The organism is Streptomyces sp. R11 (genome assembly GCF_041051905.1).
Lineage (GTDB): Bacteria > Actinomycetota > Actinomycetes > Streptomycetales > Streptomycetaceae > Streptomyces.
This window is the reverse complement of the sequence record NZ_CP163432.1, coordinates 961,208-984,256: the sequence shown is the minus strand read 5'-3', so window position 1 is coordinate 984,256 and position 23,049 is coordinate 961,208. Positions and strand designations below refer to the sequence as shown.

The 23,049-nt window shown below is 71.6% G+C and carries 22 protein-coding genes and 3 pseudogenes; 13 read left to right on the top strand and 12 right to left on the bottom strand.

All coding sequences use genetic code 11. The features are described from left to right. The first annotated feature begins 88 nt into the window (after positions 1 to 88). Positions 89 to 1,348: a sensor histidine kinase gene (locus AB5J55_RS04530; RefSeq protein ID WP_369269403.1), complete on the top strand. Its 1,260-nt coding sequence runs from the start codon at positions 89 to 91 to the stop codon at positions 1,346 to 1,348. Continuing rightward, the gene (locus AB5J55_RS04525; protein WP_369269402.1) at positions 1,345 to 2,010 is read left to right on the top strand and encodes a response regulator; all 666 of its coding nucleotides are present in this window, start codon (positions 1,345 to 1,347) and stop codon (positions 2,008 to 2,010) included. Before AB5J55_RS04530 ends, AB5J55_RS04525 begins: the two co-directional genes overlap by 4 nt. Here AB5J55_RS04525 and AB5J55_RS04520 read toward each other — a convergent pair. Then, a complete protein-coding gene (locus AB5J55_RS04520; protein ID WP_369269401.1) occupies positions 1,971 to 2,276 on the bottom strand; it encodes a DUF6332 family protein in 306 nt (101 codons plus the stop codon). The genes AB5J55_RS04525 and AB5J55_RS04520 overlap by 40 nt on opposite strands. A gap of 122 nt (positions 2,277 to 2,398) precedes the next feature. On the opposite strand from AB5J55_RS04520, the gene AB5J55_RS04515 reads away from it, so the two are divergent. Then, positions 2,399 to 2,962: a GNAT family N-acetyltransferase gene (locus AB5J55_RS04515; RefSeq protein ID WP_369269400.1), complete on the top strand. Its 564-nt coding sequence runs from the start codon at positions 2,399 to 2,401 to the stop codon at positions 2,960 to 2,962. Here AB5J55_RS04515 and AB5J55_RS04510 read toward each other — a convergent pair. Further along, complete coding sequence (locus tag AB5J55_RS04510) at positions 2,946 to 4,424, bottom strand: MFS transporter (RefSeq protein ID WP_369269399.1); 1,479 nt, start codon at positions 4,422 to 4,424, stop codon at positions 2,946 to 2,948. The two genes, AB5J55_RS04515 and AB5J55_RS04510, sit on opposite strands and share 17 nt — an antisense overlap. Before the next feature lie 86 nt (positions 4,425 to 4,510). Here AB5J55_RS04510 and AB5J55_RS04505 point away from each other — a divergent pair, with 86 nt between their 5' ends. Next, positions 4,511 to 4,888, top strand: coding sequence for a MarR family winged helix-turn-helix transcriptional regulator (locus AB5J55_RS04505; RefSeq protein WP_369276089.1), 378 nt, complete (start codon positions 4,511 to 4,513; stop codon positions 4,886 to 4,888). Between the two features lie 51 nt (positions 4,889 to 4,939). On the opposite strand, the pseudogene AB5J55_RS04500 reads toward AB5J55_RS04505, so the two are convergent. Further along, positions 4,940 to 5,666 (bottom strand): annotated as a pseudogene (locus tag AB5J55_RS04500) (maleylpyruvate isomerase family mycothiol-dependent enzyme); the annotation flags it as partial. Between the two features lie 158 nt (positions 5,667 to 5,824). Here AB5J55_RS04500 and AB5J55_RS04495 point away from each other — a divergent pair. Continuing rightward, positions 5,825 to 6,400: a DM13 domain-containing protein gene (locus tag AB5J55_RS04495; protein WP_369269398.1), complete on the top strand. Its 576-nt coding sequence runs from the start codon at positions 5,825 to 5,827 to the stop codon at positions 6,398 to 6,400. Between the two features lie 53 nt (positions 6,401 to 6,453). Here the strand turns inward: AB5J55_RS04495 and AB5J55_RS04490 are convergent, their stop codons facing one another. Then, on the bottom strand, positions 6,454 to 6,843 hold the full coding sequence (locus AB5J55_RS04490; protein ID WP_369269397.1) for a VOC family protein: 390 nt from the start codon (positions 6,841 to 6,843) through the stop codon (positions 6,454 to 6,456). 67 nt (positions 6,844 to 6,910) lie between these two features. Continuing rightward, the gene (locus tag AB5J55_RS04485) at positions 6,911 to 8,080 is read right to left on the bottom strand and encodes an MFS transporter (protein ID WP_369276088.1); all 1,170 of its coding nucleotides are present in this window, start codon (positions 8,078 to 8,080) and stop codon (positions 6,911 to 6,913) included. Positions 8,081 to 8,284: 204 nt separating this feature from the next. Here AB5J55_RS04485 and AB5J55_RS04480 point away from each other — a divergent pair, with 204 nt between their 5' ends. Then, positions 8,285 to 9,763, top strand: coding sequence for a glutamate--cysteine ligase (locus tag AB5J55_RS04480; RefSeq protein WP_369269396.1), 1,479 nt, complete (start codon positions 8,285 to 8,287; stop codon positions 9,761 to 9,763). A 26-nt stretch (positions 9,764 to 9,789) separates the two neighbouring features. On the opposite strand, the gene AB5J55_RS04475 is transcribed toward AB5J55_RS04480, so the two are convergent. From AB5J55_RS04475 to AB5J55_RS04465, 3 genes are all read right to left on the bottom strand, one after another. After that, positions 9,790 to 10,908, bottom strand: a complete 1,119-nt coding sequence (locus tag AB5J55_RS04475) for a Gfo/Idh/MocA family protein (protein WP_369269395.1) — start codon at positions 10,906 to 10,908, stop codon at positions 9,790 to 9,792. Beyond that, positions 10,878 to 11,588, bottom strand: coding sequence for a ThuA domain-containing protein (locus AB5J55_RS04470; protein ID WP_369269394.1), 711 nt, complete (start codon positions 11,586 to 11,588; stop codon positions 10,878 to 10,880). The genes AB5J55_RS04475 and AB5J55_RS04470 overlap by 31 nt, the downstream gene beginning before the upstream one ends. A 92-nt stretch (positions 11,589 to 11,680) precedes the next feature. Continuing rightward, positions 11,681 to 12,571, bottom strand: coding sequence for a class I SAM-dependent methyltransferase (locus AB5J55_RS04465; RefSeq protein ID WP_369269393.1), 891 nt, complete (start codon positions 12,569 to 12,571; stop codon positions 11,681 to 11,683). A gap of 73 nt (positions 12,572 to 12,644) precedes the next feature. On the opposite strand from AB5J55_RS04465, the gene AB5J55_RS04460 reads away from it, so the two are divergent. Further along, positions 12,645 to 13,076, top strand: coding sequence for a helix-turn-helix domain-containing protein (locus AB5J55_RS04460; protein WP_369269392.1), 432 nt, complete (start codon positions 12,645 to 12,647; stop codon positions 13,074 to 13,076). Positions 13,077 to 13,096: 20 nt separating this feature from the next. Here the strand turns inward: AB5J55_RS04460 and AB5J55_RS04455 are convergent, their stop codons facing one another. Both AB5J55_RS04455 and AB5J55_RS04450 read right to left on the bottom strand, forming a co-directional pair. Continuing rightward, positions 13,097 to 13,699: a DNA-binding response regulator gene (locus AB5J55_RS04455; RefSeq protein ID WP_369269391.1), complete on the bottom strand. Its 603-nt coding sequence runs from the start codon at positions 13,697 to 13,699 to the stop codon at positions 13,097 to 13,099. Next, entirely contained in the window at positions 13,696 to 15,006 is a 1,311-nt protein-coding gene (locus tag AB5J55_RS04450) for a sensor histidine kinase (protein WP_369269390.1), read from the bottom strand. Before AB5J55_RS04450 ends, AB5J55_RS04455 begins: the two co-directional genes overlap by 4 nt. A gap of 182 nt (positions 15,007 to 15,188) precedes the next feature. On the opposite strand from AB5J55_RS04450, the gene AB5J55_RS04445 reads away from it, so the two are divergent. The 5 genes and pseudogenes from AB5J55_RS04445 to lpdA all read left to right on the top strand — a co-directional run bounded on the left by AB5J55_RS04445 (position 15,189) and on the right by lpdA (position 19,201). After that, the gene (locus AB5J55_RS04445; protein WP_369269389.1) at positions 15,189 to 15,779 is read left to right on the top strand and encodes a hypothetical protein; all 591 of its coding nucleotides are present in this window, start codon (positions 15,189 to 15,191) and stop codon (positions 15,777 to 15,779) included. Continuing rightward, positions 15,733 to 15,993, top strand: a pseudogene (locus tag AB5J55_RS04440) (hypothetical protein); the annotation flags it as partial. The gene AB5J55_RS04445 and the pseudogene AB5J55_RS04440, both read left to right, overlap by 47 nt. A gap of 28 nt (positions 15,994 to 16,021) precedes the next feature. Next, positions 16,022 to 16,597, top strand: a pseudogene (locus AB5J55_RS04435) (amidohydrolase family protein); the annotation flags it as partial. Positions 16,598 to 16,770: 173 nt separating this feature from the next. Beyond that, positions 16,771 to 17,613: a hypothetical protein gene (locus AB5J55_RS04430; protein WP_369269388.1), complete on the top strand. Its 843-nt coding sequence runs from the start codon at positions 16,771 to 16,773 to the stop codon at positions 17,611 to 17,613. 175 nt (positions 17,614 to 17,788) lie between these two features. After that, positions 17,789 to 19,201 (top strand): dihydrolipoyl dehydrogenase, encoded by a 1,413-nt coding sequence (gene lpdA / locus AB5J55_RS04425; RefSeq protein WP_369276087.1) that lies wholly within the window; start codon positions 17,789 to 17,791, stop codon positions 19,199 to 19,201. 4 nt (positions 19,202 to 19,205) lie between these two features. Here lpdA and AB5J55_RS04420 read toward each other — a convergent pair whose 3' ends face one another. Continuing rightward, positions 19,206 to 19,883 (bottom strand): lysostaphin resistance A-like protein, encoded by a 678-nt coding sequence (locus AB5J55_RS04420; protein WP_369269387.1) that lies wholly within the window; start codon positions 19,881 to 19,883, stop codon positions 19,206 to 19,208. A 54-nt stretch (positions 19,884 to 19,937) separates the two neighbouring features. After that, the gene (locus AB5J55_RS04415; protein ID WP_369269386.1) at positions 19,938 to 21,872 is read right to left on the bottom strand and encodes a glycoside hydrolase family 5 protein; all 1,935 of its coding nucleotides are present in this window, start codon (positions 21,870 to 21,872) and stop codon (positions 19,938 to 19,940) included. A gap of 268 nt (positions 21,873 to 22,140) precedes the next feature. On the opposite strand from AB5J55_RS04415, the gene AB5J55_RS04410 reads away from it, so the two are divergent. Then, positions 22,141 to 22,917, top strand: coding sequence for a class I SAM-dependent methyltransferase (locus tag AB5J55_RS04410; RefSeq protein WP_369269385.1), 777 nt, complete (start codon positions 22,141 to 22,143; stop codon positions 22,915 to 22,917). The last annotated feature ends 132 nt before the right edge of the window (positions 22,918 to 23,049 follow it).

The window sequence follows — 23,049 nt, the reverse complement described above, 5'->3', positions numbered from 1 at the left end:
GGGGGCGGGGCGTACTTCGCGGGGAGTATCCGTGATCACCACGCCCGGGTGACGCCGCCCGGCGGTCATCGCGTCTAGCGTGGCGGACATGGATGAGCAGCAGGTACGCCGGGGCGGCGGTCCGCCGATGTGGTGGCGGCAGGGGCCGCCGTGGTGGAACCGCTGGGAGGACGAGGAGCACACCTCTCGCCGACCCTGGCGCTCCACGCTGCTGATCACGGTCTTCGTGATGGCCGGCTCGAACTTCGCCGCCGAGGGGCAACTGGACTACCGGGCCCCGCTCGACCCCTTCGCACGTGCCCTGCTGTTCGTGGCGTCGGCCCTGCTGCTGTGGCGCAAGCGGTACCCGGTGGCCGTCGTCTTCGGGACCGCGGTCGCCGCAACGCTCTACCTCGGCGCCGGATACCCGTACGGCCCGGTCTTCCTGGCCGTCGCCGTGGCCTGCTTCAACGCCATCGTCACCGGACACCGCAGGGCCACTTGGGCTGCGGTGGGGGTGTTCTGGATCGGGCACGCCCTGGTGGCCCACTGGCTGTACCAGTGGCTGCCGCCGTCCGGCGACTCGGCCGCCCCGTGGGGACAGGAAGGCGTGATCGCCGCCTGGGTGGCCGCGATCGTGGCGGTGTCGGAACTGGCCAGAACGCGGCGCGAGCAGTGGGTGAGGGAACGCGCCGAGCGGGCGCAGGCGGCGCGGCGGCGCGCCGACGAGGAACGGCTGCGGATCGCCCGCGAACTGCACGACGTCCTCGCGCACAGCATCTCCGTGATCAATGTGCAGGCGGGCGTCGGACTCGCCCTCCTCGACACCGACCCCGAGCAGGCCCGCACGGCGCTCACCACCATCAAGGACAAGAGCAAGGAAGCGCTCGGCGAGGTCCGCCAGGTCCTCGACACCCTGCGCACTCCCGGCGACGCGCCCCGCGCCCCGGCCCCCGGCCTCGACCGGCTGCCCGAACTCGTGGAGCAGGCTGCGAGCGCGGGCCTCACCGTCGAGGTCGAGGGCGAGCCGCCCCGACTGGCACCCGGCACCGACCTCGCCGCCTTCCGGATCATCCAGGAAGCCCTCACCAACGTCGTACGCCACTCGGAATCACGGCACGCACGCGTGCACCTCGACCATTCCGACAGGACGACGCTACGGCTGCGCATCGACGACGACGGTCCGGCGACCGGCACCGACGCGGGCGGCAGCGGCAACGGACTCGCCGGAATGCGGGAGCGGGCGGCCGCGCTCGGTGGCACGATCGAGGCGGGCCGGCGTGCCGACGGCGGGTTCCGGGTGCTCGCCGTACTGCCGTTGAAGGCTCCCGCCGGCGAACCGAGCAACCATGTCAAGGAGGACCGGTGATCCGCGTACTGCTCGCCGACGACCAGTCACTGGTGCGGGCCGGCTTCCGCGCACTGCTCGACGCGCAGCCCGACATCGAGGTGGCGGGAGAGGCATCCGACGGCGAGGAGGCGGTGCGCAAGGTGCGCGAACTGCGGCCCGACGTAGTCCTGATGGACATCCGCATGCCGCTCCTGGACGGTCTCGCCGCGACCCGCCGGATCACCGACGACGGCGACCTCACGGGCGTCAAGGTGGTCATGCTCACCACCTTCGAGCTCGACGAGTACGTCTTCGAGGCCATCCGCTCGGGCGCCTCCGGCTTCCTGGTCAAGGACACCGAGCCCGACGAACTCCTGCGCGCCGTAAGGGCGGTGGTCGAGGGCGACGCGCTGCTGTCGCCGGGTGTGACCCGCCGTCTCATCGCCGAGTTCGCCGCCCGCTCCAAGGAGCCCGCGGCCGCCGACGCCCTCGCCGAACTCACCGAGCGCGAGCGGGAGGTGATGGCGCTGGTCGGCATCGGACTGTCCAACGAGGAGATCGCCCGGCGCCTGGTCGTCAGCCCGCTCACCGCGAAGACCCACGTCAGCCGCACGATGGTGAAGCTCGGCGCCCGGGACCGGGCCCAACTCGTGGTGCTGGCCTACGAGTCCGGGCTGGTACGGCCGGGCTGGCTGGGCTGACCGGCCTCGCCTGCGGCGGCCTTCCGTTGCCCGAAGCGGACCAGCACGCTGACGACGCGGGCGACGAACAGCACGGCCGCCGCGGTCGTCCCCGCCGCGACAAGTGTGGTGCGCGTCCCGGCCGGCACATCGAAGGCGAACGCCGGTCCCGCCACGGCCCCGAACAGCACGGCCGCCGCGAACGCCGCACTGCACAGGGCGTATCCGATCTCGACGGTGATGGCGTCCCGCTCGGCCTGACTGCGCCGTCCCCCATACGTGGTCATACAGGGAGTTTCACAGGCGTGCGCCCGGCGGAGCAAGCAGGCTCCGCCGGGCGCACATTGAGGAATCTTCCCCGGGCCTCTCTTTCGGATCACTCTCACGGACGTGCGCTACGTTGCCCGCCATGACTGAGCTTGGATCCGTTGCCTGGCCACCTGCCCCGATCAGGACCGAGCGGCTCGTGCTCCGCGAGTCCGAGGCCCGGGACCGTGCGGCGTTCATCGAGCTGTTCGCCTCGCCGCAGGTGGGCACGTACATCGGTGGGCGTCGACCGCGTGACGAGCTCGAGCGTGCGGTGCCCGAGGTGCCCGGGCGCCGTCCCGGCCTGTTCGTGATCGATCTCGACGGAGCGATGATCGGCATGATCACGCTCGATCGACGCGACGCGGAGCGGCCGGGTCATGTCCATCCCGATGCCGGAGAAAGCGAACTCGGCTACCTGTTCCTGCCGGAGGCCTGGGGATGCGGGTACGCCGCCGAGGCGTGCGCAGCGGCACTCGACTGGTTCGCCGACGCGCTGCCCAGCGAGCCGGTGGTGCTCTGCACCCGGACCGCCAACGACCGCGCGATGCGCCTCGCGCAAAAGCTGGGGTTCACCGAGGTGGAGCGGTTCGAGGAGTACGGCGCCGAGCAGTGGTTCGGCGTGTGGAGTCCGACACCGGTCGCGGTCCCTAGTCGCGTACGGTGACGCGTTCCGCCTCCCGCGATGTGGACTTGGCGACCACGACGGTCTGCTGCTCGCGACGCGTGCGCAGTCCGGTGAGGGCGATCAGCAGACCCACGACCGCGATGCCCGTGATCACGACCAGAGCCGGCATGTAGCTGTCGAGGTGAGCCTGCGGGGACGCGGACTCCTCGGGCGTGTTCGCGGTCAGCACCGCCGTCACCACGGCAAGGAAGAGCGCGCCGCCCACCTGGACCGAGGTGTTGAGCAGGCCCGAGACCATGCCCTGCTCGTGTTCGTCGACGCCGTTCGTGGCCTGGACGTTCAGCGAGGGGAAGGTCAGCGCGAACGCCGAGCCGACCAGCAGCATGGTGGGCAGGATCACCGCCGCGTAGACCGGGTCGAGGTCGATCCGCAGGAACAGGACGTAGCCGGCGACCATCAGGGCGAAGCCGATCGCGATCAGCCGTGCCGTGCCGAACCGGTCGATGATCGCACCGACCTTCGTCGCCGACAGCGCTACGAGCGCGCCCGCAGGCAGGAACGCCAGAGCCGTGTGCAGTGCCGACCAGCCGAGCAGTTCCTGCATGTACAGCGTGACCAGGAACTGGAAGCCGATGTAGCTGCCGACGAACGTCAACGCGCCCAGTTGCGCCCGCACTTGAGGCCCGGAGCGCAACACGCCGAGCCGGATCAGCGGGCTCGGGCTGCGCCGCTCGACGCGGACGAAGGCCGTCAGCAGGACGACGACGGCGACGAAGGACAGGACCGTGCGCGCGGAGCCCCAGCCCGCTTCCGGCGCTTCGACGACGGTGAAGACGAGCAGCAGCATCGAGGCGGTACCGAGGACGGCGCCCGGGATGTCGTAGCCGCCGGTGTTCTTCTCGCGCTCGGTGCGCGGCAGCAGCTTCAGGCCGACGGCCAGGGCGAGCAGCGCGACGGGCGCCGGGAGCAGCATGGTCAGGCGCCAACTGGCCTCGGTGAGCAGGCCGGAGAAGACCAGCCCCATCGAGTAGCCGGTGGCACCGCAGGTGGTGTAGATCGCCAGTGCCCGGTTGCGAACGGGGCCCTCGGCGAACGTCGTGGTGATGATGGACAGACCGGCGGGCGCGGTGAAGGCGGCGGCCAGGCCCTTGATGAAGCGGCTTGCGATCAGCAGCGGGCCGGAGTCGACGAGGCCGCCGAGCAGTGAGGCGAGCGCGAAGACGGCGAGGGCCACCAGGAAGACCTGGCGTCGGCCCAGCAGGTCGGCGGCCCGTCCGCCGAGGAGGAGCAGGCCGCCGTAGCCGAGGATGTAGCCGCTGACGATCCACTGCAGGGTCGAGGTGGACAGGCCCAGGTCGGCGCCGATGGACGGCAGGGCGACGCCGACCATCGACACGTCGAGTGCGTCCAGGAACATCGCGGCGCACAGCACCAGCAAGGTGCCCCACAGCCGGGGGGTCCAACGTCCGTCGGACGCGGGGGTGATGAGCGGAGAGGTCATGACCCGAGACATTACATGCGCATGCATCGAATGCAAGCGCATTTAATTCCAATGCAACAAAACGCGATTTCTGCTACGGTGCGGCCATGGCGGCGACGAAGGCCGAGCGGGCGCTCGTGGACCAGTGGCGGGACATCCTGGCGCTGCATGCGCGTACCCAGTGCGAACTCGACCGGGCGCTGCACCAGCACGGCCTGTGCGCCAGCGACTTCGAGGTCCTGGACGTGCTGGCGGACGGCGCCTGTTCGTACCGGGTCCAGGAGATCTCTGAGCGCGTCCATCTGAGCCAGAGTGCCCTCTCGCGGCTGATCGCCCGGCTGGAGAAGGACGGACTCGTCGAACGCGGCATGTGCGCGGAGGACCGGCGGGGTGTGCAGGTGGCGCTCACGGCGAAAGGGCGCACGCTGCACGGCGAGGTGCTGCCGGTGCAGCGCGCGGTGCTGACGAGGATGCTGGCGAACTGACGGGCGTACGGCCCGCGTTGGGCCGCGCGGTGGCTGCGTTCGGTTCCAGGTGACGGCGGAGTTCTCCCGCCACAGCGTGGCGACGGCGGCGTCGCCGGTCACGTCCGGGAAGGGCAGCCGGTTCCACAGCGCCAGATACAGCCCTGCGACCGGCCCGGAGATCTCGCAGTCGGCCCGGGCGGCATCGCCACGCCCGGCCCGGCGGTTCCTGCGACAGCCGTACGGTCCACACCGCGCCGCTCGTGTCCGTCGCCCGCACCCGCAGCACCCGGGGTTCGGCGCTGCGGACCCGGCTCCTGCGCCAGGCGTGGAAGGCGCACAGCAACTCGTCGATGCCATCCGCCGCGAAGGCGGGGTCGATCCCGCTCGGGGCACCGCCGCGTGCCGTCTCCGCGTCGAATCGGTGCACGGCCGTCTCGTGCGCCTGCCTGCGGGCCCAGAACGCGAGGGGCGAGGGAGCGGGCAGGAACTGCCGGCAGCGCACGTCGGCCGGGGCGCCGGCCAGCGTGTCGACGAGGTGACGGTGCCCTTCCCGGAACCAGGCGAGCAGCTCGGCGCCGTCGAGGTCGGGCAGGCCGCCGTCGGGGTGGGCGGAGGTGTGGCCCTCGGCCACCAACGCCGCCGCCCAGCGGTGCCCCACGCCCGTGTGCCGCAGCAGATCCCGCACCTGCCAGTCCGGACAGGTCGGCGCCTTGGCCCCAGGCCCGGCCGCCTCGGCTGCCGCTGCCATCAGCTGACGCTCGCGGTCCAGGGTTCGGACGAAGACGGCGGTCTCCATGGGGGTGAGTGTGCCGGACGGAACACCCGCGGTCCTGGCGGCCGTACGGCGGACGTAAGGGTTTCGTCATCACCCTCGGTATGCACGGCGGGCCTCGAGTTCCGTTGAATGGACGTCGACGGACGGTCGACGGACGACTCTCGGGAAGCGGGGCGGTTATGGGACGGGTGCACAGGAAGCTGTTCGGGCCGTGGGCCATCGGGGTCCTGGTGCTGACGGTGGCCGTGGGCGGCTTCGGGCTGTACTGGTTCCAGCCGTGGAAGCTGTGGCAGGACCGGACCGTGGAGGAGGCCCTGCCCGCGGTGGCACAGACCCCGGCAGGGGTGACCTCCTCGACGGGTGCGTCCTCCCCGGAGGGGGCGGCCTCTTCGGCGCCCGGCCCCAAGACGCTGGCCGGCGGTGAGCTGATCAGCCACGAGCACGCGACGTCGGGCACGGTGAAGCTCGTGCGGCTGGCCGACGGCTCCCATGTCGTACGCCTGGAGAAGCTGGAGACCAGCAACGGGCCGGACCTGCGCGTGCTGCTGACGGATGCGCCCGTGAAGGAGGGCACGGCCGGCTGGCGCGTCTTCGACGACGGCGCGCACGTCAGCCTCGGCAAGCTCAAAGGCAACAAGGGCAGCCAGAACTACGTGGTGCCGCAGGACGTCGACCTGTCCCGCTACAGCAGCGTCAGCATCTGGTGCGACCGTTTCGACGTGTCGTTCGGAGCGGCGGAACTCGCGCGGGTCTGAGCGGTGTCAGGGCGCCGGGTGCTGACAGGGCGTCCAGACGTGGTGCGGGGCGTTCAGGACCGGCTGGGAAACAGGCAGAACTCGTTGCCCTCAGGGTCGGCCAGGACCCAGTGATCCTCGTGGCGGTCCAGAACGGTCGCGCCGAGGGCGGTGAGCCGACCGAGCTCGGGCTCCAGGTCGGTGGAGACCAGGTCCAGGTGCAGGCGGTTCTTCACGCGCTTGGGCTCCGGCACGAGCTGACACCACAGCCGTGGGCCGCCGCCACGGGGCTCGACGAGCACGGTCGGGTCGTCCTCCGGGCCCGAGATGCCTTGCGCGTGCAGCCGCGCCAGCTCGGCGTCGTCGTACGGGGCAATGGCGTGGTCGTCGAGGGCGGCGGCCCAGAAGCGGGCCGTGGCGGCCGGGTGGGCACAGTCGATGACGAGGTCGTGGAGGCGTGCCATCCGGTCATGACGGGGCCGGGGAGTGGGCCGGACAACGGCCTGGGTCGCGGAGGGCGTACGACCTCGGTCAGTTGGGTGCCGCGCGCCGGGTCGCGACGCCGATGAGCGTGGCGATCGCCGCCAGTACGGCCACGCTGGTGAGGGCGACGGGCAGGGAGAACCAGTCCGCCATGAAGCCGATGGCGGGTGGTCCGAGGAGCATGCCGCCGTAGCCGAGGGTGGAGGCGATCGCGACTCCGCTCGGCCCTGCGAGGGTGCCCGCGCGTTCGACGGCGACGGGGAAGAGGTTGGCGAGACCGAGCCCGGTCACCGCGAATCCGAGCAACGCCGCCCACAGGGAGGGCGCGAGCGAGCCGAGGACCATCCCGGCCGCGGCTGTGGCGCCGCCCGCGACGACGGTACGGCCGTGACCGAGCCGTTCGAGGAGGGCCGTACCGGAGAGTCGGCCGACGGCCATGGCCAGGGCGAAGCAGGAGTAGCCGATGGCTGCGACGCCGGGTGAGGCGTCCAGGTCCTGTTCGAGATGCAGGGCGCCCCAGTCGGCCATGGCGCCCTCGCCGTAGGCCGTGCACAGGGCGATCAGGCCGAAGACGATCACCAGTCCGCGCGTTCGGGGATCCATACGGCGCGGGGGGTCCTTCGCGGGGCGTCCGGGGCGCGTGGGAGTCGGCGGCTCATGGCGCAGCAGCGTACGTCCCGCCGCTGCCGTCACCAGCAGCCCGATGACGGCGAGGCTCAGCAGATGCCGGGTGGGGGAGAGGGCTCCCGCGACCAGCCCGCCGAGGCCGGCGCCGACCATGCCGCCCAGGCTGAAGGCCGCGTGAAAGCTGGGCATGATGGGTCGGCGCAGGGCGGTGACCAGGTCCACGGCGGCGCTGTTGAAGGCGACGTTGATACCGCCGTACGCGGCCCCGAAGACCAACAGGACGGCGCCGAGCGCGAGCGTCGAGTGCGTGAGCGGAGGCAGCGCCACGCTGAGGGAGAGCAGCACGGCGCAGACCACGGTGACCTCGTGGGTGCCGAAACGGCGGCAGAGCCGGCCGGTGAGCGTCATGGTGAGCACCGCACCGGCGGAGACGCCGAGGAGGGCCAGGCCGAGGTCGCCGGCCGACGCGCCGGTCTGCTCCTTGATGGCCGGAATGCGGACGACCCAGCCGGCGAAGAGGAAGCCATCCAGGGCGAAGAAGGTGGTCAGGGCGATACGGAGGCGGGAGAGGTCGTTCGGGGTGCCCGGCACGGCGTTGTGCGATCGGGCTTTGTTTATTTGCGGCACAAACTCAGGCTAGGCGGGGCCGGGGGCGACGACAAGGGGAGACCGGGAGGGGGGACCGGGAGGAGAGAGCGGGAGGGGGCGGACCGGGGCGGCGCCTGACTGTCCCGCTGCCGCCCGAAGTGCGACGCTGAGACCAGACCTATCCGCCGAGGGAACTCGGGAGGGCGCATGGGACGTGACGTGCCGGCCCTGGTGTTCACGCGGGAGGATCGCCGTCGGTACCGGGAGAAGATGCACACCTGTCTCGATGTGCTGGCGCAGATGCTGCGCGAGTCGACCTTCGAGAGCGAGCGGCCCCAGGTCGGGCTGGAGATCGAGCTCAACCTGGTGGACGACCGCGGGCTGCCGGCGATGCGCAACACCGACGTGCTCCAGGCGATCGCCGACCCCGCCTGGTCGAGCGAGCTGGGCCGCTTCAATCTGGAGATCAACATTCCGCCCAGGGAGCTGACCACCGGTGGCCCCGGCGCGTGGGAGCAGGCGATCCGTGACGCGCTCAACCACGCCGAGGACCGCGCCTCGACCGTCGGCGCCCACCTGATCATGGTCGGCATTCTGCCGACCCTGGGGGAGGCGGACGTGGGCGAGCGGGCCCTGTCCGGTGATCCGCGGTACCAGCTGCTCAACGAGCAGATCTTCGCGGCTCGCGGCGAGGACCTGCGGATCACGGTGGACGGTGTGGAGCGCCTGGCGACCTACGCCGACACCATCACCCCCGAAGCCGCCTGCACCAGCACGCAGTTCCACCTTCAGGTCGCACCGAAGGAGTTCGCGGCCTACTGGAACGCGGCCCAGGCCGTCGCCGGCGTGCAGATCGCCCTGGCGGCGAACTCCCCCTACCTCTTCGGCCGGGAGCTGTGGCGCGAGACCCGTATCCCCCTGTTCGAACAGGCCACCGACACCCGCCCCCAGGAGATCAAGGCCCAAGGCGTACGACCCAGGGTGTGGTTCGGGGAACGCTGGATCACCAGCGTCTTCGACCTGTTCGAGGAGAACGTGCGCTACTTCCCGGCGCTCCTGCCGCTGTGCGACGACGAGGACCCGCAGACCGCCCTCGACGACGGCGGTGCTCCGGAACTGGGCGAACTCACCCTGCACAACGGCACGATCTACCGCTGGAACCGCCCGATCTACGCCGTCACCGAAAGCGGTCCGCATCTGCGCATCGAGAACCGCGTCCTGCCGGCCGGGCCCACGGTGGCCGACATCATCGCCAACGGCGCCTTCTACTACGGCCTGACCCGCGCCCTCGTCGACGAGGACCGGCCGATCTGGACGCGGATGTCGTTCTCGGTCGCCGAGGAGAACCTGCACACCGCGGCCCGCGACGGCATCGACGCCCGCCTGTACTGGCCCGGCATGGGCGAAGTGCCGGTCGCGGAACTGGTGTTGCGGCGCCTGCTGCCCCTGGCCCACCGTGGCCTCGAGCTGGCCGGCCTGGACGCGGCCTGGCGCGAACCCCTGCTGGGCATCATCGAGCAGCGCTGCATCACCGCACGCAACGGCGCGCTGTGGCAGGCGGAGACGGTCCACCAGCTGGAGAAGGCCGGCGTCTCCGACCGGTGGGAGGCCCTGCGGCAGATGACCACGGCGTACATGGACTACATGCACCTCAACGCCGCCGCGCACACCTGGCCCGTGGACTGACCCCGTCCCGAGCAACGGGAGTCGGGTCAGCCGGCGTCCCTCCCCGCGCCTCTCCACTCCTCCGCGCCCGTCAGCGGAACGGGAACCGGCGGCTCCGCCGAGGTCGTCAGCTCGATCCGGCGCCCCTCGGCCGACGAACGGAGCAGGGCGGTCATCGTCTCCAGTACGTGCAGGGCGAGGTCACCGTTCGCACGGGGCGCCCGCTGCCCGACTCCGGCGACGAAGTCGAGCAGGCCGACGCCCCGGGCGCCGTCGGCGTAGCCCGCCGAGGGCGGGAGGGCGCGCCACCGCGTGTCGCCGAGCTCGAAGAGCCGCACCTCACCGTCGAAGCGGTTCGGGTCCGGAACCGCGAGGGTCCCCGTCTCGCCGTGGACCTCGATCGGAGCCGCGGTCGCGGCCACGCCGTCGAAGCTCGTCGTGATCGTCGTCAGGGCCCCGCCGACGTGCTCCAGCACACCGGAGACATGACTGGCCACCTCCACCGGTATCCGCTCGCCCGCGCGCGGGCCCGAACCGATGACGCGCTCGGCACGCAGCCGGCCGGCCGCCCCGATCACGGCGCGGACGGGACCCAGCAGATGCACCAGGGACGTGAGGTAGTACGGCCCCATGTCCAGCAGGGGACCGCCCCCGGCCGTGTAGTAGAAGTCGGGGTGCGGATGCCAGCGTTCGTGCCCCGGCGTGACCATGACGGCGGTGGCGAACTGGGGGCGGCCGATGCGGCCCGCCGCCACGGCCGCGCGCGCCGTCTGGATGCCGGTGCCCAGGACGGTGTCCGGCGCGCACCCCACACCGACCCCCGCCTTCACGGCGGCCGCCATCACGGTGTGCGCGTCGGTGAGGTCGGCGGCCAGCGGCTTCTCCCCGTAGACGTGCTTTCCTCGGCCGATGGCGCCGAGGGCGATCTCGGCGTGCGCCGCGGGCACGGTGAGGTTCAGCACGGTGTCCACGTCGGGGCTGCTCAGCAACTCCTCGACGGTCAGCGCCTCGACGCCGGGGACCTCGGCGGCGACCGCCGTGGACCGGGCGGCGTCGAGGTCGGCGACCGCGGTGACGCGCACGGCCGGATGGCCGACGAGCGTGTCCAGGTAGGCGCGGGAGATGACGCCGAGACCTACGACGCCGACGCGGTGCGCGTCGCCCACAGCATACCCCTCTCGATGACGGTGCGGACGTTCGGGTTCTCCAGCACGTCGAGGCTGTGGCCCGGCGTCGTCACCAGGACGCGGCCGGCGCCCCACTGCCGGGTCCAGATCGCCGGCGAGGTGACGGGGCGGTGCCACGGCTGCCACGGCCGCGCGGGATGGGTGGTGGTGGCCAGTACGTCGATCAGGTCGTCGTGGAGCACCCAGTACTGCTCGGTGTGCAGTTCGAAGTCCTCGATGCCGGCCGTGACGGGGTGCTCGCGGCCCAGCTCCGTGATGTTGACGACGTGCGGCAGGTAGTTGTCCTCCTGAACTCGCCGGCGTTCACACGGCTCCTTGCCCGGATGGGTCGCGAACTGCCCGCCCACCAGATGGAGATAGTCGGCGGAGGCGCGGAACGAGTCGGCGATGCCGCCGTGCCAGCCGGTGAAGCCGGTGCCGGCCACGACCGCCGCGCTCAGTCCCGTCAGTTGCTCGGCACCGATCTGCGACATCGTGACGCACTGCACGACGAGATCGGTGCCGGCCATCTCGACGGCGTCGGCGTAGACCTCGGTCGACTCCTCGATCCGGACGGCATAGCCGTTGCTCCGCAGGAACGGCAGGAACAACTCCGTGGCCCGGACCGGGTCGTGCCCCTCCCAGCCGCCTCGGACCACCAGGGCCTTCTTCCGCGTCATCTCGTCCCTTCGTGAGGCCGGAGAACAGCGTCATCACTATGCGCGGGACTCCTGCCCCTCGGAAAGAGTCGCCGGATTCTGCGAAAGTTTCGCTACGGCGACGTGGGCGAGGTGGGCGAGGCCGACGGGGATGACGCGGACGTCGCTCGGGCGCCGACCATCCAACACGCCGACGTGAAACGGACCTCCGGGCCCTGCACAAACCTGTCGAAGGCGGCGCGGACGGCCTCGATGACCCTTGCGCGGGTCTGTTCGTCCGCCTCGGGCAGCACCTGCCCGACCGGACCGAGACGGGTGAAGTACCGGACCAGCTCCCGCTCGGGCAGCGTGCAGGGCACTTCGACCGGCCGGATGTCGATGCCGGACCATCCGCTCTCCGTCAGGATGCGACGGACCCTGTCCGAGTCGGCGAAAGCGTACTGCCCCGGCTCGTCCGGCCGGCGGACGGGGAGGTTCGGCAGGAACGGCGCCGCAGCGCGCTCGGCCGTCGTCATGAACGGGTTCTCGGCGGGGCCGCGCCAGACGATGAACCGGAGCGCGGCCCCGTCCCTGGCGGCGCCCCGCAGGTTTGCGAAGGCCCGGACGGGGTCGTTGAAGAACATGACGCCGAAGCGGGAGACGACGGCGTCGAAGGTGGCGGGTTCGAAGACATGCTCCTGCGCGTCGGCGTGGATGAAGGACACCGGCGTGTCCTCCCGCTCGGCGCGCGCCCGGGCGGCGGTGATCATCGGTTCGGAAATGTCGAGGCCGACGCAGTGACCCGCCGGACCGAGCCGCCGCGCCACGGCCACCGTCGTGCCGCCCGTACCGCAGCCGACGTCGAGCACCTGCCCCGCCTGTCCGGCGGGTATCGCCTCGATGAGCAGTTCCTCGAACGGCCGGAGCATGTCGTCCAGCAACTCCTGCGTGTCGACCCAGGCGTTGCCGCTGGGCCCGTTCCAACGGGCCGCCTGGTCGTCATCGGTCCTGCGCCTGCCGTCCATATCGCCTCCTGCGCTTGCGTTCATCGGGCCGGGGTGACAGCGTGCTACTTCAAGTCGACTTGAGGTCAAGCGGATGACGGACCTGGACATCGCCGAGGTGGCGCAGCGCGCCGGGGTTCCAGCCTCGACGCTGCGGTTCTACGAGGAAAAGGGGCTGATCGCCTCGACCGGCAGGCGGGGCCTGCGCCGACAGTACGATTCTGGCGTACTGGAACGCCTGGCGCTGATCGCGCTGGGGCGCACCGCCGGGTTCTCGCTCGACGAGATCGCACGCATGTTCGCGCCGGACGGGCGGCCGCGTATCGACCGGCATGTGCTCTCGGCGAAGGCGGACGAGCTGGACTCGAGGATCCGTGAACTGGGTGTCCTGCGGGACTCCCTGCGGCACGCGGCGTCCTGCCCCGCGCCGAGCCACATGGAATGCCCCAGCTTCCGCCGCCTCCTCGCGGCCGCCGCATCCGGCACTGTCGCGGTACCGAGAAAGCGGGCGCCAGGAGCGCCGTGAAGCCCCGCCAGGTCGGAGGGTCAGATCCAGCCCTGTTCCCAGGCGCGGTGCGCGGCCGCATGACGGGTCGGAGTGCCCAGCTTGGACATGGCCGCGGAGAGGTAGTTGCGGACCGTGCCGGGGGCCAGGTGGACGGCGTCGGCGATCTCGGCGATCGAAGCGCCGGTGCGGGTCGCACGCAGGACCTCCAGTTCGCGGCCGGTCAGGGGGCAGTCGTCCTCGGTCAGCGCGGAGGCGGCGATGTCCGGGTCCACATAGCGGCGGCCGGCGGCGATGTCCCGGATGATCTCGGCAAGCCGGGCCGCCGGGGTCGTCTTGGGGACGAAGCCGCGGACACCGGCGGCCAGGGCCCGGCGCAGCACGGCCGGCCGGGCGTGCCGCGTCACCAGGACGATCTGCGTGGGCAGTTCGGCCCGGATCTCCTCGGCGGCGCGGAGCCCGTCGGTGGGCGGCATCTCCAGGTCGAGTACGGCGATGTCGGGGCGCTGCTCGCGGGCCAGCCGAACCGCCTCGGTGGAGGTGGACGCCTCCGCGACCACGGTGAGGTCCTGCTCCAGCGCGAGCAGGGCGGCCAGGGCGCTTCTGAGCATGTCCTCGTCGTCGGCGATCAGAAGGCGGATCATCGCGGGGCTCCGTCCACGGGGTTCGGCGAGTGCGCTGCCTCCGGCGAGTCGTGCGACGCCGAGGGCTCCGGCGCCCCCGATGCCTCCGGCGATCCCGGTGACCTCGGCGCCCCCGACGCACACGTCGGCAGCTCGGCCTCGACCACGAAGCGATCGCCGTCGTGCCGCCAGTTCAGCTCGCCACCGGCCGCCTCCAGCCGCTCGGCGAGGCCGCGCAGTCCCGTGCCGTCCAAGGCGGCCGGATGCTCCTCGGCACCGTCGTTGCGCACGCGCAGGCGGGCGTGGCCGTCGGCGATGCGGTAGTCGACCTCGGCGCGTCCGGCCCGGCTGTGCCGCAGCACGTTGGTGGTGGCCTCCCGCATCACCAGACCGAGGAGGTGCCGGGCGGAGTCCGCGAGGTCGGCGGCCACGGCATCCGGGTCGAGCGTCATCCTCGCGTCGATGCCAGCGGCGGCCAGCACCCGGGTCGCGTTGCCGATCTCGTCATCCAGGGTCGTACGACGGTAACCCCGCACCACCGCCCGGGTGTCGCTGAGGGCGTCCGCCGACAGCTGCCGTATCTCCTTCATCTCCGCGGCGGCCCGCGCCGGATCCCGCTCGACGAGCCGTTGCGCCAACTCGCTCTTCAGGGCGATCACTTGGAGATGGTGGCCCTGGATGTCGTGCAGGTCGGCCGCGAACCGCAGCCGTTCCTCCCTGACCGCCAGCTCCGCCTCCAGCCGACGTGCCTCGTCCAGCCGCCGTGCCGTGTCCCAGGCCCACAGCGGGCCGAGCGTCACCCAGGCCGTGAAGGCGACCAGCCCCGCCGGGAACAGGGCCGCGTACGCCGACTCCCCGTCGCCCTCTGCCAGGCTGACGACGCCGCCGGGGAGCAGGGCGAGGACCACGGCGACGCCAATCAGCAGTCGCCTGCGGCGTGGCTGGAGGTACGTCGCGACGATCGCGACCACCAGCGCGGGCGTCACCGCCCACAGCCCGTAGTTGCGCAGGGCCAAGGGGAGCGCCGCGAGCACGACTCCCGCCCCGACCGCGGTGGTCAGCAGGCCCACGGGCGGTCCGCCGGGCCGTGCGTCGGTGACCGGCAGGAGCACAAGCCGTCGGCTCAGCAGGGCGACGCTCGCCCACACCTCGACCACGAGCGCGGCGGCGGCCGGCGCGCGCGCCCACAGCGGGACGTCGCCGTCGAGGACCCACTCGCCGACGAAGAAGGCCAGGACGCACGCGGCCATGCCCGGAACGGTCCACCACGTGTAGCGACGCAGGCCCGTCAGCCCCGCCGCCTCGCGCTCGATCTCCCCGTCCCCCACCCGGTCATTGTCGCCCAGGCGGGCCGCATGACAAATGTCATGCGAGGACGTGACAACGCCATGCGTGGGCAGGGGGGTTCGGCACTACTGGCGGGCCTCGTCGCGGCGGAGGCTGAAGGCGTCGGCAACAGATGCGGCTGACGCAGCCGATACCCCGACCCCGTACCGAAGGAGAGCCCGTCATGCAGGCACGCCCCACGCACGCGACGGCCGTACGGCCGCGTCCGACCGCAGCGCTCAGGCGGCGCTGGCCGACCGCGCTGGCCGCCGCGGTCGTCGCCCTCAACGTGATCGCATCCGGCTCGCAGGACGTGGCCGACGCCGTCGGAGGGTTCGCCGAGACCCTGCCGTTGCTGCCCCTGATCTATCTGGTCGTCCACCAGATCGGCCGGCCGCAGGCCACCTGGCCGGTGCTCGGTGCCGGACTGGTGGCCGTATTCGTCCTCGCCGCCCAGGATGTGGTCGCCGCGTCGACGGTCCTGGTCGCCCTCGCGGCGGCCGTCCTGGTGTGGGGCGCCATCCGCGGGACTCCGCACGGGTCGGCCACGTTCGGGGTGCAGGCCGCGGGCGCCTTCGCCTTCTGCGGGCTCGCCCTGGCGGGGCTGGCGGTGGATCCGGACCTGGGCCGGTATCTGGTGGCGGCCGGCTGGTTCTGCCACGGCGTCTGGGACTTCGTGCACCTGCGGCTCGACAAGGTCGTCTCGCGCACGTTCGCCGAGTGGTGCGGTGTCATCGACGTACTCGTCGCCGTCCAACTGCTCTTTGTGGTCTAGCCGAAACGGGCTCCCCGCCCCAGTGGCCGAAAACGGCCGGGAAACGCCGGGCGGGCGCGCACCGGGAACCGCCCCGTACGGTGCCACCAGTTGTCTCTCCTGTCCGGTACTCCAACTCCGCGTCCTGGGAGCTCTCTTGGACCCCGAAGACACCGCAGCCGGCCTCCGCCTCGGCCCGCTCTCCCGCCGCAGCTTCCTCCAGGCCACCGCAACCGCCACCGCAGCCGTCACCGGATCCACGCTCTCCACCGTTCACGGCACTGGCCCTGCTGGGCGCCGACTCCGCGCTGGCGGACGACCCGCGCGTCACCGCCCTCATGCCGCCCTGGGACACCGCGCTCGTCCGGCAGCAGGCCGGGCAGCCGCCCAGCGAGGTCCAACTGGCCACGCTGGGACGGGAGATGGACGTCCACCGGCGCGTCCTCGCGGGCGGCGGCCTGGTCGCGCTCGGCACCGACCAACCCATCGTCCGGGTGGGCCTGCATCTGCACCTCGCCCTGCGCGCCCTGCACAGCGCCGGCGTGTCACCGGCGGAGGCACTGCGCACGGCGACCCTGCTGCCCGCGCGGGTCTTCGGCGCCGAAGCCGACCTGGGCACCGTGGAGGAGGGCAAGCTCGCCGATCTCACCGTCGTGGACGGCGATCCGTTCACCGACTTCGCCACGCTGATCCGCACGGTGGCGGCCCTGCGCGGCGGCGTCCTCTTCGAGCAGGCGGACCTGCTGGCCGCCTTCGACACCGCCACTGGGCGCCAGGTGGCGGACGACTGGCTGGAGGTGAGCCGTCGTATGCGTCGCGAGGGGTGCTGTGACCTCTGAGCAGGTCACGGTACACACACACTTCGTGAAAGATCTGCGCAGGAGTATCACTCGGGATGCACACAGCCTTTTGAAAGGATCGTTAGCGTTCTGGCCGTTCGACCCCACGTGCAGACGTGACCAGGCCGCGGCCGAGCAGAGCCGATGGCGCAGTCAACCCAGGAAGACCGCAGATGGACTACTGCTCCTCGTGCCGCCGGCATCTCAACGGGGCTCTCGTGTGCCCCGGATGCGGCGCCTACGCCCCGGACATCGCTCCCTCGACGACAGGGGGACGCACCGTGTCGGCGGCGCCGGGCGCGGTGACGCGGGAGAACCCTGCGGTCGACACCTGGTACGACGGCTACTTCCGTGACGAGGCACCGGCCGACGCGCACCGGACGGCGCCCGCAGCCCCGTCCGGTGGTGTGGACGGCGTACCGGCCGCCCCCGAGGGCCGGGCGGCGCGGCGCCGGCAGCGGGCCCGCTGGAAGAAGAACCAGCGCCGGGCCGTGGTCGCGACCGCCGTCGCGCTGGTCGGCGGTGGCCTGACCGTCTCGGCGCTGGACCGCGGGGCCGGCGACAAGGCCCAGGCGGCAACCGCGCCGGAACGCCCGAACGCGGGCCTCCCGGAGCAGCAGCACACGGAGCTCACCCGCCCGGCGTCCACTCCGCCGGACACCCCCGACGCCCCGCGCACCGACACGTCCACGTCGAAGCCGTCCCCGACCAACGCCGCCCGGGAGTCCGTCACCGCCCCGCGCACCACGCGGGACTTCACCCGACCGGACGCGGCCACCACCCCGAGTCCCACGGCGACGTCGGCCCCGCAGTCGCAGGCCGCCCCCGCGAATCCCGGCGGAGGGAACTCCGGCGGCAGCGGCGGCAATGGCGGCTCCGAGGCCGAGCAGCAGGCGCCGACCCCGCCGCCGACCGACGGCTCCGACTCCGGAACCTCCACGTCACCGACGAGCCCGGCACCGGAAGCGACCTCGCCGGCGCAGCTCTGCGTGCTCAACCTCCTGTGCGTCGGCTGACCATGCCGGGGAAGTGACCCGACCGCCCTAGCGCACCTCACCTGAGATCGTCGTCACCCTCCCGCATCACCACACAACCCCGTGGATGCGGTCATGCTGGAAGAAGCCGTACGCCATCGCCCGGCGAGGGCCGGCACCAGCAGAGCAGGACGTCGTACTCAGGAAGGAACTCTCCATGGTCGAGCAGGACGAGCGCTTCGATGTCGTGGTCCTCGGAGCGGGCCCCGGCGGCTACGTCGCCGCGATCCGCGCCGCCCAGCTGGGCAAGCGGGTGGCGGTCGTGGAGGAGAAGTACTGGGGCGGCGTCTGTCTGAACGTGGGCTGCATCCCCAGCAAGGCGCTGCTTCGCAACGCCGAACTGGCGCACATCTTCACGCGCGAGGCGAAGACCTTCGGCATCAAGGTGGACGGGACGGTCTCCTTCGACTTCGGTGAGGCGTTCCGTCGCAGCCGCAAGGTCGCCGACGGCCGGGTCAAGGGCGTCCACTACCTGATGAAGAAGAACAAGATCACCGAGATCGACGGCCGCGGCACCTTCCTCGACCCGCACACCCTCCAGGTCGCCGGCTACGACGGCGAGACCCGCACCATCGGCTTCGACCAGTGCATCATCGCCACCGGCGCCACACCCAAGTTGCTTCCCGGCACCCGGCGCAGCGCGCGCGTGGTGACGTTCGAGGAGCAGATCCTGGCCGAGGAACTGCCGCAGTCGATCGTCATCGCGGGCGCCGGCGCGATCGGCGTCGAGTTCGCCTACGTGCTCCACAACTACGGCGTCAAGGTCACGATCGTCGAATTCCTGGACCGGATGGCCCCGCTGGAGGACGCCGAGGTCTCCGCCGAACTCGCCAAGCAGTACCGCAAGTTGGGCATCGACGTACTCACCTCCACCCGCGTCGACGCCGTCGACGAGTCCGGCGAGCAGGTGCGCGTCACGGTCACCGGCAAGGACGGCAGCCAGCAGGTCCTGGAGGCCGACAAGGTGCTGCAGGCGATCGGCTTCCAACCGAATGTCGAGGGCTACGGCCTGGACAAGACCGGCGTGACCGTCACCGAGCGCGGCGCGATCGATGTCGACGGGCGCTGCCGTACGTCCGTCCCGCACATCTTCGCCATCGGCGACGTGACGGCGAAGCTGATGCTCGCGCACGCCGCCGAGGCCATGGGCATCATCGCCGCCGAGACCATCGCGGACGCCGAGACGATGGAGCTGGACTATGTGATGATCCCGCGGGCCACCTACTGCCAGCCGCAGATCGCCAGCTTCGGCTACACCGAGGCACAGGCCCGCGAGCTCGGCCACGACGTCAAGGTGGCGAAGTTCCCCTTCACCGCAAACGGCAAGTCGCACGGCCTCGGCGACGCGACCGGCTTCGTGAAGCTGATCAGCGACGCCCAGTACGGCGAGCTGCTCGGCGGCCACCTCATCGGCCCGGACGTCACCGAACTGCTGCCCGAGCTGACCCTGGCCCAGCAGTGGGACCTCACGGTCCACGAGGTCGCCCGCAACGTGCACGCGCACCCGACCCTCGGCGAGGCGGTCAAGGAGGCCGTGCACGGCCTTGCCGGACACATGATCAACTTCTGACCGTTCAGCCGTCGAGCCACCAGCGGGCCGCCCCCCAGGCAAACGCGTAACCGAAGCCGTTGACCGCCCAGTGCAGGGTCATCGGCGCCAGCAGACTGCCGGAGCGACGGCGCAGCTCGCACAGGACGACCCCGGCGACGGCCGTGGCGACGATCGCCGCGGCCACCGTCGGCGCCACGCCGGCCTGACCTTCCCCGAAGACGGACCCGACGGCGGCGTTGGAGCGGTTGATGCCACGGGACGGCATCAGGTGCCACACCCCGAACAGCAGGGACGACACGCTCGTGGCCCACGCCGTGCCGTGCCGACGCCGGATCATGGCCCACAGCACGCCCCGGAAGGCGGTCTCCTCCAGCAGGACGGTCCCGAAGGGCACCCGCACCAGCGCCCCCGACAGCATCCGCCCGAGGGACAGGTCCGCCGCCCTGCCGTCCCGGAAGGCCTCGCGCCCGGCCGGAACGGCGAGCAGGACCAGCAGCACCAGCAGGACGATCGCGACCAGGACGGGAGCCCACCGCAGCCCCCGGCGCACCCCCGCCGCGTCGAGCCCCAGGTCGGCGGGGGTGAGGCCGTCCCAGCGGGCGATCATCAGCAGCACGGCCGTCGCGATCACGCAGATGACCACGTACATGGCTGGGCTCCGCGCGAGCCAGTTGTTCAGCAGGTTCGCGGCGGTGAGCACGGCTAGAGCACAGGTGATCCGCATCCGGGTTCCAGCATCCCCCGGCTGCGGCGATCAGCCCAGTTTGCGGCAGTACAGCGCGTCGGGCGTCCGGGCCGAGCCCACCCGGCCGGTGTAGGCGATGCCGGCCGCGTACTCGTCGTCCGCGCACTGGCCCTTGTAGTGGCCCTGCGCGAAGTCGCCGCCCTTGGCGGCCGGCCCCCGGTTGTCGCCCCGGTCGAACCAGACCGTACGGCCACTCGCGCCGAGCCTCCCGGCCGGGGCGGTGGCACACAGGGCGGCGGAGACGGCCGAGCCGCGGACGCTGTAGCCGATCAGGAACTTCCCCTCTGCGCACTGGAGTTTGGTGTATCCGGACGCCCAGTCCCGTCCCAGGGCCACGTGCCGCTCGTCCACGACCACCTCGTGTCCGCCGGCCGGGTCCCACAGGGCGCCGGCCGTCACGTCCGAGCACAGTCCCCGGTTGCCGGTGTGGCCGAGGCCGAGCAGTCGCTGTCCGTCGGGGCAGGCGGCCTTGCGGGCGCCGGAGTCCCAGTCGGGCAGGGCGCGCATCCGCCGCGACTGGACGAAGTCGCCGTGGTCGGGGCTGAGCATGGACCAGTCGGCGACCGGTGCCACCGGCCCGGTGCGGCCGTCGGCCTCGACGAGCTTCCGCCAGGCGGCGGCCCGCCAGTCGTCGCCGTCGTACACGCCCATACGGCGGCCTTCGGCATCCCAGTGCAGCAGCGCCCAGCCGTTGCCCTTGCGGTCCTGGTGCCAGCCGACGAGCGGCCAGTAGGCGAAGTCGGCGTCGGTGCGGATCAGTTGGTCCACGAAGTTCTCGAACCAGGCCCGCGGTTTCTGCCCGGTCTCGTCGCGGCCCCCGACGCCGAACTCGCTGATCCAGACGGGGGCGGTGAAGTGCTGGTCCTGCTCGGCGGCCACGAAGAAGGCCTGGCGGTTGAGCACCGCGATCAGTTCGGTCGGGCTCAGGTCGCGGTAGCGGGGATCGCTGGTCTCGCCCGTTCCCGTGGCGCCGCTGTGGTTGGGGCCGGTGTAGTCGTAGAAGTGGGCGGAGTACACCAGCTTGCCGGAGTCGATGAGGGTGTGGGACAGCCGGCGGGCGGGCTCCAGGGTGGGGCGCTCGTGCGGGAGGCCGTCGACGGGGATGCCGGTCCAGTTGATGCCCTCGACGACGATCAGCAGGTTCGGGTTGGCCTCCGCCAGAATGCGGTCGCCGACACGCTGGGAGGCGGCGAACCAGTCGTGGTTGTCGCCGAGGCCCCAGTTGGGGTCGTCCCACACGTTGCGGCGGACCTCGTTGTAGAGGTCGGCGCCGACGACGCGCGGGTTGTCCCGGTAGCGGCGGGCCATCAACAGCCAGTCGTTCTCCCAGGTCCCGGTGGACTGGCCGGCGTTCCAGCGTTCGTTGCCGTCCACTCCGCAGCACCAACGCGTGGTGTTGGTGTGGTTGTTGAGGATCACCGCGAGGCCGGCCGCCGTGAGGTCGTGCACGACCGCGTCGTACACCTCCAGCGGGGTCCTGCCGCGCAGCGATGGATTGGCGGCGACGGAGTCGTCCGTGACGGGACGGCTGTCGTGGATCATCTCGTTGGAGAAGGGGAGCCGGACGCTGTTGATCCCGATCTCGCGGAACCCGGCGATGATCTCGGCCACCGGGGCGCGGTCCAGACCGAGCGGCATCCGGCCGGAGTTCTCGCCGGCGTGGTGGCTCGCGTCGTCGGCCTGGTCGCCGGACCCGTTCCAAGTGCCGCTGGCGCCGTGCCAGTTGCCGGAGCGCAACTTGAAGCGGTCCCCGTCCGCGTCGACGATCCAGCGGCCCCGGGTGCTCAGCGGCGGCGTCCAGTCCTGCGCGCTGGCCGTGGCGGCGGGCGGGACGACTGTCTCGGCGGTGGCCGGCTGCTGCTCGGCCGCGGCCTCGGGCAGGGAGGCGAGCGGGGCGAGGAGGAGTACGGCGGCGAGAGTCGCCCTCACCAAGGATCCGCGCACGGTCACCCTCCCGAGGGCAGTGTTGTCATGGCGGCGTCATCATGGTGGATGGGGTGACATTTGGTCCAGTCTTTCGCGGCAGCCTCACGCGCGAGGTCGCTGGGTTCCGGCCCCGGCGCGGTTCGTGCACGGCCACCTCGTCGACGAACGCGGTCTCCCGCGCCTCCTTCACCCGATGGGCCCTCCTCCACCCACTGCCCGCACCTGTGGCGCCGTGCGGCCCCGTTGAGCATCCTCGGTGGTACCGCGTCCCAGGGAGGCACACCCCATGCCGGCCAAGAACCTCACCGCCAACCGCTCCGCCCTCGGCCACCGGCTCACCTACGCCCTGCGCCACCCCGACCGCGTGCCCCGCCATCTCGTCCGCACCGCCCGGGACATGTGGCTGCGCCGCCGCCACCCGGACCACATCTCCTACTACCGGGCCGTGATGCGCTCCGACACCAGGGCCGACCCGGACGCGGCGGTCGGCAGCCACAACCGGGAGCGCTGGCTGGCGCTCGGGGAGATGCAGTTCGACTACCTCCTCGGCCACGGCCTGCGCCCCGAGCATCGGATGCTGGAGATCGGCTGCGGCAACCTGCGCGGAGGCTGGCGGTTCATCCGCCATCTGGAGCCCGGCCACTACTACGGCATCGACATCTCGCCCGACATCCTCTTCGCCGCGCAGGACACCCTCGTGGCGACGGGTCTGCAGCAGCGGCTGCCCACGCTGACCCCGGTGCGCGACCTGAAGCTGCGCTTCCTGCCCGACGCCCACTTCGACGTGGTGCACGCCCACAGCGTCTTCTCGCACTCACCGCTCCCGGTCGTCGAGGAGTGCCTGGCCAACGTCGGCCGGGTGCTCGCGCCCGGCGGCTGGTTCGACTTCACCTTCGACCGCACCGAGGGACAGGAACACCACGTCCTGCGGGAGGACTTCTACTACCGCACCGAGACCCTCCTGGCGCTGGCCGAGAAACACGGCCTGCGGGCCCGCTTCATGGCGGACTGGGAGGAACTCCCGCACGGCCAGTCCAAGATCCGGGTCACGCATCCCGCGTGAACCGACTCCCCGTCATCAGGTCAACTGTCCCGGACCCTTGACTCGTAAAGCAGGAGTGGCGATCCTCGTCGCACATCTTGCGAGGTCATGACAATCAGTCGACCGCGCGATCCCGCCGACCGAGGGACGTGG